Genomic DNA, 12,100 nt, shown 5'->3' on the forward strand with positions numbered 1-12,100 from the left:
GTGGCGCCTCTGCAGGGCGGCCCGGCGCGGGGTGGAGCAACCTAAATCGCACCTAAATATAGGTTCTGATGGGAGATTCAGGCTTATCCACATCTTCTGTGGATAAGTCTGTGCGCCACTCTCGATCCGCGGGCGCTGGGTCAGGAAGTTCCGACCTTTGGCTCAACTTGGTCAAAAAATCGCCACACAACAATGTTCAATAAAAACAAATGGATAGCTGTGAAACAAAGTTGAAACACGGCGGCGGGGCAGTACAACCGGGGTTGCCCAGCGGTTTTTCTTGATGCTGTGCACAACCTGCGCCCGTTGCAGCCCCATCGGCAGGTGCCGGCCTTCACGCGCGGCCTACATCGGCATGCCCGGCAGGCAATGCAATCGCTATCATTTCCGCACTTGATGGAGTTGCTATGACGGCTGCGACCGCCCCCGTTTCCTCTACCGCAGCCGGCGCGCTGTCGGCGTTCCTGCGTGGCGTTGAGCGCCGTGCCCTGGTGGTGGCCGAGCTGCAATGCGGCGACCCGACCGTGGCCGAACAGGCCCTGGTCGCGGTGATGCGGGCCTTTGCCGGAATCGCCAGCGACGTGCCGATGGCGCAATGGCCGGACCGTTTCTGGATCCTGCTGGCACACCGCAACCCGATCCGCAGCCCGGCCGCCGGCGGCCAGTGGCCGCCGGAACTGGCGCACCTGCCGGCGCTGGCGCCGCCGGCCCGGCTGGCCCTGCTGCTGCGTATCGGCGGCGGCCTGGACGAGGCGGCCGCCGCGCAGATCCTGGACCTGCCGGTGGCCGACTACCAGCAGGCACTGGCCGAAGCCTGTCCCCGCGATGCCCACGGGCAGCCCGATGCCGGCCGCTGGCGCGCGCTGGCCGAACAGGTGCAGCAGCGCCTGCGCGAGCTGCCGCTGGCGCGCCTGCAGCGCCTGCAGCAACCGGTTGCCGCGACGGCGGCGGCGCCCGATGCCGCGTCCTGGCGGACCCCGGCCCGGACCGCGGCCACGTCGGCCCGGCCCCGTCGACGCGGGCGCGGCCTGCCCTGGAAGGGGATGTTGATCGTGCTGGCCACCGCCGGCGTGCTGCTGGGCGGGGCGGCGTGGTGGAAGCATGCGCGCGACGGTGCCGGCCCGGCCGCCAGCGTGCCTGAGGGCGCCGTTGGCGATGCCGGCCCGGTGCAGGTGGAGCGCCTCCCGGCCGAAGACCTGCCGGTGACTGCCCCGGCCGACCCGGCGCATGCCGCCAGCGATGCGGCGATGCTGGCCGACCCCGAGCTGGGGCTGGCCCGCGATGCCGACCTGTATGCCTGGTTCGCCGCCGGCGGGCCGGTGCCGGTGGATGAATCGCAACCGCAGCCCAGCCGCCCCGAACCCGCCGCCGCCGGCCTGGAGACCACCGCCGATGAGTAAGCCGCTGCTGCTGGCCCTCGGCCTGGGCATGACGCTGGCCGCGCACGCTGCCCCCGAATCGGTGGCGCTGCCGCTGCCGGTAGCGCAGGGCGCTGCGCCGGCACCGGCCGGGGTGCCGGCGATGCCGACCACGCCGGCGGCGCTGGACCCGGCCCAGCTGGCCGACCTGCGCCACCGCTATGCCCTCTGGCAGGCCCTGCCCGCCGCCGAACGCGCCGCCGTGCACGCCGCCGCGCAGCGCATGGCGGCCTTGCCACCGGCCCGGCAGCAGGCCCTGCGTGAGCAGTTCGCCAGCCAGGACCAGCGCTTCCGCGCCGGCTGGTTGCTGGGCCCGCAGCTGGGCCAATGGTTCCCCAAGCTGCAGGGCCTGTTCGGTTACCTGCCGGCCGGGCAGCGCGATGCGGCGCTGGCCAGCCTGCGCCAGCTCAACATCGACCAGCTGGCCCAGCTCAGCCTGGTTGCCCAGCGCACGCCGCCGCAGGAACGCGACCAGGTGCGCAGCCAGTTCCTGGCCCTGGCGCCGGGCGCACGCGATGCGTGGTTGAAGGAGCACGTGGGGCACTGACCGCCGGCATCGGCGCAGGGTGACGCCGGCCACAGATCGCCTGCGCCAGCCGGCGGTATTCACCCGCGATCCTGGGTTTGCCCATGCCGCACGCGTAAGATGGCGCACCGCAACCCGGTGCCTGTGCCCTCCGCGCGCAACCGCAGTTGCCGTTCGTGATCCCGATGTCCACCGTTACTCCCTCGCCGCGCCTTTCCCAGGAAGTGCGCGCCACCGGTCTGCTGGCGCTGCCGCTGGTCCTGGGCCATGTCTCCACCGGCCTGATTTCCTTCGTCGACAACGTCATTGCCGGCCACCACGGCACCCAGACGCTGGCGGCGGTCACCATCGGCACCGCGCTGCTGTGGCTGCCGATGCTGATCCCGATCGGCACCCTGATTTCGCTGACCGCCTCGGTATCGCAGCTGCATGGCGCCGGCCGCGACCGCGAGATCGGCCCGCTGTTCCGCCAGGCGCTGTGGCTGGCGCTGGGCCTGGGGCTGATCATGTTCGCCTTCCTCAGCGTAGTGCCGCCGCTGCTGCCGGCCTTCGGCATCGCCGCGGACATCGTGCCGGGCGCCACCGCGTTCCTGCATGCGGTGCGCTGGGGCGGGCCGGCGCTGACCCTGTACTTCTGCATGCGCTACCTCAGCGAAGGCATGCACTGGACGCTGCCGACCATGATCCTGGGCTTCGGCGGCCTGCTCATCCTGGCGCCGCTGGGTTACGTGCTGTGCTACGGCAAGTTCGGTTTCCCGGAAATGGGCGCCGAAGGGCTGGGCATCGCCTCGGCGACGATGATGTGGATCCAGGCGCTGTGCTTTGCCGGCTACCTGTGGACGACCAAGCGCTTCGCCCACCTGCAGCTGTTCTCGCACTTCGAGCTGCCGCGCTGGTCGGCGATCTGGGACCTGCTGCGTACCGGCCTGCCGATCGGCATCACCGTGCTGATGGAGGGCGGCTTGTTCATCGTCACCGCGCTGCTGATCGGGCGGCTGGGCGCGACCGAAGCGGCCTCGCACCAGATCGCCATCAACGTGGCCCAGCTGTGCTTCATGATCCCGATGGGCGTGGCCGAGGCCACCACCGTGCGCGTGGGCCATGCGGTCGGCCGCGGCAACGGCCTGGGCGTGCGCCGCGCGGCGATCGCCGGGCTGCTGATCATCCTCGGCACCCAGACCCTGTCGGCGCTGGTGCTGCTGCTGGGCCATGACGCCATCGTCGGGGTGTATACCGCCGACCTGGGCGTGGCCGCGCTGGCCTCCACGCTGCTGCTGTATGCCGCCGCGTTCCAGTTCCCGGACGGCATCCAGGTGCTGTCGGCCGGCGCGCTGCGCGGGCTGAAGGACACCCGCGTGCCGATGTTCATCGCCATGTTCTCCTATTGGGGCCTGGGCATGCCGCTTGGCGCCGGGCTGGGACTGGGGCTGGGCATGGGCCCGCAGGGCATGTGGCTGGGCCTGATCCTGGGCCTGACCGCCGCGGCGATCCTGATGGCCTGGCGGTTGCGCGTCAGCGCCCGCCGTGTCGCAACCACCCCCGACGCCGACGGTGCCGAACCGCACCGCCTGACGACCCCCTGACTTGTGTCCGATGCCGGCCCGCCCGGCAGCGGCTATGCTGGCACCACGGCAAGAAGCCAATTGGAGTTTCCCCCATGAACCAACCCGCGCGTCGCAATCCTGTCGCCAGCTTCTTCATCGCGCTGTGGGATGTGATGAACTTTACCCGCAGGCTGATCCTCAACCTGATGTTCTTCGGCCTGCTGTTGCTGGTGCTGATCCTGTTCGTGGTGGCGATGGGCAAGGGCGCCAGCGCGGGCACCTCGCTGCAGGAGCGCACCACGCTGGTGATCGCGCCGGAAGGGCGGCTGGTCGAGCAGTACAGCGCCGATCCGGTCAGCCGCGCGCTGTCCAAGGCCGTGGGCGACAACAGCGCCGAGGAAGTGCAGCTGCGCGACCTGATCCGTGCGATCGAAGCGGCGCGCGATGACAAGAAGATCGAGCGAGTGGTGCTGGAACTGGACAAGCTGCAGCCCAGCGGCTTCGCCTCGATGCGCGAAGTGGTGGCCGCGTTGCAGGGCCTGCGCGCTTCCGGCAAGCAGGTCGTGGCGTTCAGCGAGAACATGAGCCAGTCGCAGTACCTGCTGGCCGCGCAGGCCAACGAGGTCTACCTGGACCCGATGGGCGGTGTGGTGCTGGAGGGCCTGGGCCGTTACCGCCAGTATTTCCGCGCCGGCCTGCAGGACAAGCTGGGCGTGGACGTGCACCTGTTCAAGGTGGGCGAGTACAAGTCCGCCGCCGAGCCGTACGTGCTCGACGCCGCCTCGGCGCAGGCCAAGGAAGCGGACCTGTTCTGGATGAACGATGTGTGGCAGCGCTACCTGGGCGACATCGCCAAGGCCCGCAAGCTGGACGCCGCGCAGCTGGGCGCCGGCATCGACACCATGCCCGAGGGCATTGCCGCCGCCGGTGGCGACCTGGCCAAGTTCGCCCTGCAGCAGAAGCTGGTGGACGGCCTGAAGACCCGCGAGGAAGTCGAGGACCTGCTCGCCGACCGTGGCGTGGCCGATGAAGACGCCGACGGCGGTTTCCGCAGCGTCGACCTGGATGCCTACCTGTCGGTGCTCGATACCCGCCGTTCGCCGGTGGATTCGCGTCCGCAGGTGGCGGTGATCGTGGCCGCCGGCGAAATCGCCGGTGGCGACCTGCCGGCCGGTCGTATCGGTGGCGTGTCGACCTCGGCGCTGCTGCGCGAAGCGCGCGACGACAAGGACGTGAAGGCGGTGGTGCTGCGGGTGGATTCGCCGGGCGGCGAAGTATTCGCCTCCGAGCAGATCCGCCGCGAAGTGGTGGCGCTGAAGGCCGCCGGTAAGCCGGTGGTGGTGTCGATGGGCGATCTGGCCGCCTCCGGTGGTTACTGGATCAGCATGAACGCCGACCGCATCTATGCCGACCCCTCGACCATCACCGGTTCGATCGGCATCTTCGGCATGATCCCGAACGTGGCCCGTTCGCTGGACAAGATCGGCGTGCACACCGACGGCGTGGGCACTACCCGCTTCGCCGGCGCCTTCGACATCACCCGCCCGATGGACCCGGCCGTAGGCCAGGTGATCCAGTCGGTGATCAACAAGGGCTACGCCGATTTCACCGGCAAGGTCGCCGATGCGCGCAACAAGCCGGTCGAAGCGGTCGATGAAGTGGCCCGCGGCCGCGTGTGGAGCGGTGCGCAGGCCAGGGAGCGCGGCCTGGTGGACGAATTCGGTGGGCTCAAGGCGGCCGTCGCCGATGCGGCCAAGCGCGCCAAGCTGGGCGATGTCGACAAGGTCCGCGTGCGTTACATCGAGAAGGCGGCCACGCCGTTCGCGCAGTTCATGAGCGGCTTTGCCGGCAGCCGTGCCGGTGCCTGGATGCTGGGCGAATCGGGCATGGCACGGCTGATGCTGGCCCGCTCGATGCCCGAGCTGGACACCCAGCTGCGCTTCGTCGAAGACGCCGCCCGCGACCCGCGCAGCAGCGCCCCGGTCAAGGCGCTGGCCTATTGCTTCTGCGGGTTCTGACGGCGGCATGAAACAGGAAAAAGCCCGGCGCAAGCCGGGCTTTTTTGTGCCTCGCCGCGGGTTCAACGTTGGTGGGATGCAGGCCCTTGCGATGTCCCGGCTACGAATGCCTGTGCCGCGCTGCGCGCGGTCGTCACGCTGACCGCCATGCCCGGGTAACGCGGCAGAAGAAAGGCGCGTGGCGACGCGTCCATCCCCGTCGCGCGTCATTCCCTCATACGGCGCGGCGTGGATCTCCCTCATGCTCCGTGCATCCTGGCACGGTTGATGATCCCATCGGGAATTGCTCATGCGCCGTAGATCCACGCCATGCGTGGATGCTCTTTGCGATCAGATACCGCGCGCAGCCACCCGTGGGGTGGCTCTACCGTTCCGCTTCGTCGGCCGCGCGGGTATCCGGCGCCTTTTCCAGGGTTTCGCGCGCGGCCTTGGCCTTGTCCAACGGCTGCTGCATGGCGTCGCGCAGCGCCCCGGCCTGCGGTTCCGGCGGTTTGTCCGGTGCCGGCGGCACCGGGCGGTTGCAGCCGGCCAACGCCAGCAAGGTGGCCAGTGGCAGGACAGCTCGGATGTTCATGGCGCGCTCCTCGATGGGCCGGGGAGCGCAGTTTCGCACCGTTGCGCCAGCCGGTGTGTGATGGGCGCAACGGCCGTGGCCGACCCGGCGCGGGCGCTGCGCTATCCTGACCTTCGCGTGGCGCATGGTGTGCCGCGCAGCACCACGGGGCCGGGGCCCCACGCAGGAGAAGCATGTGAGCGCGCAACGTTGGCGGTTGGATGGACAGACCGCATTGATCACCGGCGCCAGTGCCGGCATCGGCCTGGCGATCGCACGGGAACTGGCCGGCCTGGGCGCCGACCTGCTGATCGTCGGCCGCGACGCCGATGCGCTGGAGATGGCCCGCGACGAGTTGACCGATGCCCATCCCGACCGCCAGATCCATGGCCTGGCCGCGGACGTGTCCGACGACGAGGACCGCCGCGAAATCCTGGACTGGGTCGAAGACCACAGCGATGGCCTGCACCTGCTGATCAACAACGCCGGCGGCAACATCAGCAAGCCGGCCACCGAATACACCGAAGACGAGTGGCGCGGGATCTTCGAGACCAACCTGTTCTCGGCCTTCGAGCTGTCGCGCTACGCGCACCCGATGCTGGCCCGGCATGCCGCCTCGGCGATCGTCAACGTCGGCAGCGTGTCCGGCCTGACCCATGTACGCAGCGGCGCGGTGTACGGCATGACCAAGGCGGCGATGCACCAGATGACCCGCAACCTGGCGGTGGAGTGGGCCGAGGACGGGATCCGGGTCAACGCGGTGGCGCCCTGGTACATCCGCACTCGGCGCACCTCCGGCCCGCTGTCGGACCCGGACTACTACGAGCAGGTGATCGACCGCACGCCGATGCGCCGGATCGGCGAGCCGGAGGAAGTGGCCGCCGCGGTGGCCTTCCTGTGCCTGCCGGCATCGAGCTATGTCACCGGCGAATGCATCGCGGTGGACGGCGGCTTCCTGCGCTACGGGTTCTGACCGCAGCGCCCGGCAGCGACCGGGCGTGGGCGCGCGGGCAGGAACCGCCTTGGTCGGCGCGGAAACGATGCCGGTAGCAACCGACCGTTGGTCGGTTCGTGTTGCCGGCAACCCGCGCTACCGCAGGCGCGCCACCCGCCCCGGTTCCGCCTCAATCGGGAACCGCGCAGTCGCTGGCGGCCAGTAGCGCCTGCAGCCGTTCGCGCTCGGTGGTAGCGGCCGGGCGTTTCTCCGGCGCGGCGAAACGTTCGCTGCCGCGGGCGTCGCGGAAGCGCTGCTGCCAGCTGCTGCAGCGTTGCGGCTCGGGCACCGCCTGGCACTGATCGCGGATCACCTCGCAGCCGGCGGCGTTGGTGGGGGTGTTGCCGCCCAGGCCGGTGACCTGCATCAGCACGCAATGCGGCGGCGCCGGCTCGCGTTCGTGCAGGTAGCGGCTGCCGTCGGCGCCCTGGCATTGGTAGATTTCCGGCAGCGGCAGCGTGGCCGGGGCATCGGCCGGGGCCGGTGGCGCGGCCTGCTGCCGGGCCTGGCGGCGCAGCACGTCGCTGTCGAGGATGGCGTTGCCCGCATCGGCTGCGTTGGCGTCCGCGCCGGCCTGCAGCGCCGGCAGCGCGGTGGGTTCCAGCGTGGTCGCCGCGCTGGTGGCTGGCGCCTGCACCGGCGCCTGCGCCGGGGGCGCGGGCATGCGCTGGATGCGCTGGCTGCTGCCGGGCGGGCAGGGCGTGGTCTGGATGGTCAGCGCGTCGTTGGCCGCGGTGCAGCGGAAGAACACCACCTCCTCGGCCGAGGCCGGCAGGCAGACACAGATCAGCAGGAGCCACCACGGTTTCATCGGCGCAGTGTAGAACGCCGCGCTAGTTGCAGTCGCGTTGCAGTCGCGCGTCGATGCCGCGCTGTTCGCGGTCCAGCGTGGTGCGCTCGCTCTGCAGCGCGCTGTTGTAGCGCCGGATCAATTCCCAGCGGCGGTCGCGCAGGCGCGAGCAGACGTCGGTGGGCGGCAGCAGCGTGCACTGGTCGCGGACCAGCACGTTGCCGGCCGGCACCGCCACGCCGCTGTAGCTGCCCGGGTAGGCCTGGCCACCGCCCTGCCAGTGGGTACTGCCGCTGCCGATGCTGACGCTGCCGCCCACCCGCGCGCCACCGCCGGAAACCGACAGCGCGCCGCCGCTGGAGGTGACCGAGCCGCTGCCCATCGGCATGATCGGCGGCAGCGGGCGCGGTGGTGGGGTGCCGCCGCCGTCGGGCGGCGGCGGACGGTGGTGGTGGCCGTGGCCGTGGCCGGGGCCATAGGGCCGGTACACATTGGTCCAGATCGCGACCCAGCGCGGGTTGCCCTCGCCGTTGTCGCTGGTGTAACGGCTGCCGTCGTCGCGGGTGCACTCGTACATCGGCTGCGGCGGCTGCACATAGACGTGGCGGACTTCGCGTTGCGGCGCGGCCGGGGCCGGCGGGCTGGCCGGGTCGGCGTCGCTGCGCACCGCCCGCGGCGGCGGATCGCGCGGGCGCTGCATGTCGCGCACTTCCTGGCGCCCATTGCTGCATGGCGCATCCTGCAGCGATACCGTGCCGGTGCTGCTGACGCAGCGGTAGATGCGTACATTGCCGGCGTCCTGGGCAGCCAGCAGCGGTGGGCTGGCGGCGATCAGCAGCAGGGACAGGCACAGGAGGGCAGGACGACGGGGCATGGCCGCAGTGTGCAGCTTTATCGGCACCCGCGCAAAACCCGGGCCGGGCTCAACTGCGCAGGATCTGCCCGGTGAGCGCGTCGCGGATCGGGGTGGGCTGGGCCAGGCCGCCGGTCTGCCCGTCCAGTACGCCATCGAGCAGCGGCAGCAGGGCCGGGTCCAGCCCGGCGCGGGTCAGTGCCGGTGGCTTGCCGGCCAGGTTGGCGCTGGTGGACACCAGCGGGCCGCCCCAGGCCCGGCACAACGCCGCCACCAGCGGGTGGGCGCTGACCCGCACCGCAATGCCGCTGTGCGCGCCGCTGATCCAGCGCGGTGCCTGCGGGCCGGCCGGCAGGATCCAGGTATGCGCGCCGGGCCAGCTGGCCAGCACGTCGGCCTGGCGTGCCGGCGGCAGCGCCTGCAGGCGCACCCAGCCCTCCAGCTGCGACAGTTCGGCGGCGACCAGGATCATGCCCTTCTCGACCGGTCGCTGCTTGAGCTGCAGCAGTTTCATCACCGCCGCTTCGGCGCCGGGATCGCAGCCCAGCCCCCAGACCGCTTCGGTCGGGTAGGCGATAACGCCCCCGGCACGCAGCACGGGCAGGGCGGTGTCCAGGGTCAATAGGTTCATGGCGGTAGCAGGCCGGGTGGGGCCTGCATTATCCGCCTGCGCGGTGCAAAGCGCAGAGGCGCGTGGATGCCCGGTTTCGGTCAGGCCTGCTTTTTTACCGCCTTCTTGGCAACGCTTTTCTTGGCCGCCTTCTTGGTTGCGGCCTTTTTGGTTGCAGCCTTTTTGGCCGGGGCCTTCTTGGCGGCGGCCTTCTTCGGCGCGGCTTCCTTCTTCACCGCAGCCTTCTTGGCCACCACTTTCTTGGCGGCCTTCTTGCCGAAGCCCTTGCGCACCGGCTTGCCGGTTTCTTCCATCAGCTGCTGCACTTCGGCCAGGGTAAGCGAGGCCGGCTCACGGTCCTTGGGGATCTTGCCGTTCATCTTGCCGTCGCTCAGGTACGGGCCGAAACGGCCGTTCAGCACCTGGATCTCGCTACCGTCGAATTCCTTGATGATCCGGTTGCGCGCGATCTCTTCCTTCTCTTCGATCAGGAACACCGCCCGCGCCAGGTCGATGGTGTAGGGATCGTCTTCCTTCTTCAGCGAGGCATAGGTGCTGCCGCGCTTGGCGAACGGCCCGAACCGGCCGATCCCGACGCTGACGTCCTCATCCTTGTCCTGGCCCAGCGCACGCGGCATCAGGAACAGTTCCAGCGCGTCTTCCAGGGAAATGGTGTGCATCGACTGGCCGGGGCGCAGCGAGGCGAACTTGGGCTTGTCCTCGGCGTCCTCGGCGGTGCTGCCGATCGCCGCGTACGGCCCGAACCGGCCCAGCCGCACGCTGACCGGCTTGCCGGTCTTGGGGTCGGTACCGAGTTCGCGCGCGCCACTGGCTTCGGCGCGGTCGACCGACTCGTTCTTCTCTTCGACCAGCTTGTGGAACGGTTCCCAGAAGCGGGCCATCAACGGGATCCAGTCTTCTTCGCCACGCGATACCGCATCGAGCTCGTCTTCGAGCTTGGCGGTGAAGTCGTAGTCCACGTACTGGGTGAAATGGCTGGACAGGAACTTGGACACCGCCCGGCCCACGTCGGACGGACGGAAGCTGCGGCCTTCCATTTCCACGTACTTGCGGAACAGCAGGGTCTGGATGATCGAGGCGTAGGTGGACGGGCGGCCGATGCCATATTCTTCCAGCGCCTTGACCAGCGCCGCTTCGGTGAAGCGCGGCGGCGGCTGGGTGAAGTGCTGGTCGGTGACGATGCGGTCCAGCGGCACGCGGTCGCCGGGCTTCATCGCCGGCAGCTTGCGGCCTTCGTCGTCGTCCTCGGCGCTCTTGGTGTCCTTGCCTTCTTCGTAGACGGCCAGGAAGCCGGGCACCACCACGGTGGTGCCGCTGGCGCGGAACACGTGTTCGCTGCCGGCCGACAGGTCCACGCTGACCGTGTTGAGCGTGGCCGGGATCATCTGGCAGGCCACCGCACGCTTCCAGATCAGCTCGTACAGCTTGCGCTCGTCGTCGGTGAGGAAGCGCGCGACCTGGGCCGGGGTGCGCAACGCCGAGGTCGGGCGCACCGCTTCATGCGCTTCCTGGGCGTTCTTGGACTTGGTCTGGTAGGTATTGGGCTGGTCGGGCAGCGAGCCGATGCCGTAGTCGCGCGCGATCACGTCGCGGATCTCGGCCAGCGCATCCTGGGACAGGTTGACCGAGTCGGTACGCATGTACGAGATCAGGCCGACGGTGCCTTCTTCCTCGCCGATGGCCATGCCTTCGTACAGCTTCTGCGCCACCTGCATGGTCTTGCGGGTGGTGAAGCCGAGCTTGCGCGAGGCCTCCTGCTGCAGCGTGGAGGTGGTGAACGGCGGGGCCGGGCGGCGCTTGCGCTCCTTGCTGGCCACGTCGGTGACGTGCAGCGCGCCCTGCGCGGCCTGCTGGATGCGCATCCGCGCCGCTTCGGCGGTGTCGCCGTCGGTGACGGTGAACTGCTCGAACTTGTTGCCGTCCAGCTTGATCAGGCGCGCGTTGAACGGCTGCGAAGGATGCGCGCAGGCGGCATCGATGCTCCAGTACTCGCGGGCGATGAAGGCTTCGATCTCCTCCTCGCGCTCGACGATCATGCGCAGCGCCGGGCTCTGCACGCGGCCGGCGGACAGGCCGCGCTGCACCTTGCGCCACAGCACCGGGGACAGGTTGAAGCCGACCAGGTAGTCCAGCGCGCGGCGCGCCTGCTGGGCATCGACCAGGTCGCCGGCGATCTCGCGCGGGTGGCCCATCGCTTCCTTGATCGCGCGCGGGGTGATCTCGGTGAACACCACCCGCTGCATCGGCTTGTCCTTGACCAGCCCGCGTTCCCTCAGGATTTCGGCGATGTGCCAGCTGATCGCCTCACCCTCGCGATCCGGATCGGTGGCCAGGAAGATGTCGTCGGCGCCCTTGGCGGCCTTGACGATGGCATCGACGTGCTTCTCGTTCTTCTCGATCAGGTCGTAGCGCATCGCGAAGTTGTTGTCCGGATCGACCGCGCCCTCCTTGGGCACCAGGTCGCGCACATGCCCATACGAGGCCAGGACGGTGAAGTCCTTGCCGAGGTATTTGTTGATCGTCTTGGCCTTGGCGGGCGATTCGACGATGAGCAGGTGCTTGGGCATGGCATCGATATTCTGTGGGCAGCAGCCCGGGGGAGGGCGCTAGGGTGGAGCAAATGGCCGCATTAGTGAAGGGCAGCGGGCGATATCCATAAGCCGAACGCCCGGGTATGCGCCGGGCGTTCAGCTTTCTTGCATCAGAGAGAGATCACGAGCGGGCCGCTTGTGTCAAGCGGCCGGGTGTGAGGACTGCGCCACGACCGTGATCT

10 protein-coding genes are annotated in these 12,100 nt (G+C 69.5%); 5 read left to right on the forward strand and 5 right to left on the reverse strand.

Translation table 11 applies throughout. From position 1 onward, the window contains the following. Positions 1-407: 407 nt before the first annotated feature. The 4 genes from IC535_RS10950 (at position 408) to sppA (ending at position 5,506) form a co-directional block, all read left to right on the forward strand. Positions 408-1,400, forward strand: a complete 993-nt coding sequence (locus tag IC535_RS10950) for a hypothetical protein (protein ID WP_228885989.1) — start codon at positions 408-410, stop codon at positions 1,398-1,400. Further along, on the forward strand, positions 1,393-1,965 hold the full coding sequence (locus IC535_RS10955; protein ID WP_228885990.1) for a DUF3106 domain-containing protein: 573 nt from the start codon (positions 1,393-1,395) through the stop codon (positions 1,963-1,965). The genes IC535_RS10950 and IC535_RS10955 overlap by 8 nt, the downstream gene beginning before the upstream one ends. Before the next feature lie 164 nt (positions 1,966-2,129). Next, entirely contained in the window at positions 2,130-3,527 is a 1,398-nt protein-coding gene (locus tag IC535_RS10960) for an MATE family efflux transporter (protein ID WP_228885991.1), read from the forward strand. A gap of 74 nt (positions 3,528-3,601) precedes the next feature. Then, positions 3,602-5,506: a signal peptide peptidase SppA gene (gene sppA / locus IC535_RS10965; RefSeq protein ID WP_228885992.1), complete on the forward strand. Its 1,905-nt coding sequence runs from the start codon at positions 3,602-3,604 to the stop codon at positions 5,504-5,506. 364 nt (positions 5,507-5,870) lie between these two features. Here sppA and IC535_RS10970 read toward each other — a convergent pair whose 3' ends face one another. Beyond that, the gene (locus IC535_RS10970; RefSeq protein ID WP_228885993.1) at positions 5,871-6,080 is read right to left on the reverse strand and encodes a hypothetical protein; all 210 of its coding nucleotides are present in this window, start codon (positions 6,078-6,080) and stop codon (positions 5,871-5,873) included. A gap of 175 nt (positions 6,081-6,255) precedes the next feature. On the opposite strand from IC535_RS10970, the gene IC535_RS10975 reads away from it, so the two are divergent. Further along, complete coding sequence (locus IC535_RS10975; protein WP_228885994.1) at positions 6,256-7,032, forward strand: SDR family oxidoreductase; 777 nt, start codon at positions 6,256-6,258, stop codon at positions 7,030-7,032. 151 nt (positions 7,033-7,183) lie between these two features. Here the strand turns inward: IC535_RS10975 and IC535_RS10980 are convergent, their stop codons facing one another. From IC535_RS10980 to IC535_RS10995, 4 genes are all read right to left on the reverse strand, one after another. Then, the gene (locus IC535_RS10980; protein WP_228885995.1) at positions 7,184-7,864 is read right to left on the reverse strand and encodes a hypothetical protein; all 681 of its coding nucleotides are present in this window, start codon (positions 7,862-7,864) and stop codon (positions 7,184-7,186) included. A 22-nt stretch (positions 7,865-7,886) separates the two neighbouring features. Then, positions 7,887-8,717, reverse strand: coding sequence for a DUF4124 domain-containing protein (locus IC535_RS10985; RefSeq protein WP_228885996.1), 831 nt, complete (start codon positions 8,715-8,717; stop codon positions 7,887-7,889). A gap of 49 nt (positions 8,718-8,766) precedes the next feature. After that, positions 8,767-9,327 (reverse strand): Sua5/YciO/YrdC/YwlC family protein, encoded by a 561-nt coding sequence (locus tag IC535_RS10990; RefSeq protein ID WP_228885997.1) that lies wholly within the window; start codon positions 9,325-9,327, stop codon positions 8,767-8,769. A gap of 80 nt (positions 9,328-9,407) precedes the next feature. Continuing rightward, entirely contained in the window at positions 9,408-11,894 is a 2,487-nt protein-coding gene (locus IC535_RS10995) for a DNA topoisomerase I (protein WP_228885998.1), read from the reverse strand. Positions 11,895-12,100: the final 206 nt, after the last annotated feature.

This window comes from Stenotrophomonas rhizophila, from assembly GCF_020857975.1.
Lineage (GTDB): Bacteria > Pseudomonadota > Gammaproteobacteria > Xanthomonadales > Xanthomonadaceae > Stenotrophomonas > Stenotrophomonas rhizophila_C.

Excerpts from the sequence above, each read along its gene's own strand:
- IC535_RS10950 (WP_228885989.1), top strand. The coding sequence starts at position 408 with ATGACGGCTGCGACCGCCCCCGTTTCCTCTACCGCAGCCGGCGCGCTG.
- IC535_RS10955 (WP_228885990.1), top strand. The coding sequence starts at position 1,393 with ATGAGTAAGCCGCTGCTGCTGGCCCTCGGCCTGGGCATGACGCTGGCC.
- IC535_RS10960 (WP_228885991.1), top strand. The coding sequence starts at position 2,130 with ATGTCCACCGTTACTCCCTCGCCGCGCCTTTCCCAGGAAGTGCGCGCC.
- sppA (WP_228885992.1), top strand. The coding sequence starts at position 3,602 with ATGAACCAACCCGCGCGTCGCAATCCTGTCGCCAGCTTCTTCATCGCG.
- IC535_RS10970 (WP_228885993.1), bottom strand. The coding sequence starts at position 6,080 with ATGAACATCCGAGCTGTCCTGCCACTGGCCACCTTGCTGGCGTTGGCC.
- IC535_RS10980 (WP_228885995.1), bottom strand. The coding sequence starts at position 7,864 with ATGAAACCGTGGTGGCTCCTGCTGATCTGTGTCTGCCTGCCGGCCTCG.
- IC535_RS10985 (WP_228885996.1), bottom strand. The coding sequence starts at position 8,717 with ATGCCCCGTCGTCCTGCCCTCCTGTGCCTGTCCCTGCTGCTGATCGCC.
- IC535_RS10990 (WP_228885997.1), bottom strand. The coding sequence starts at position 9,327 with ATGAACCTATTGACCCTGGACACCGCCCTGCCCGTGCTGCGTGCCGGG.
- IC535_RS10995 (WP_228885998.1), bottom strand. The coding sequence starts at position 11,894 with ATGCCCAAGCACCTGCTCATCGTCGAATCGCCCGCCAAGGCCAAGACG.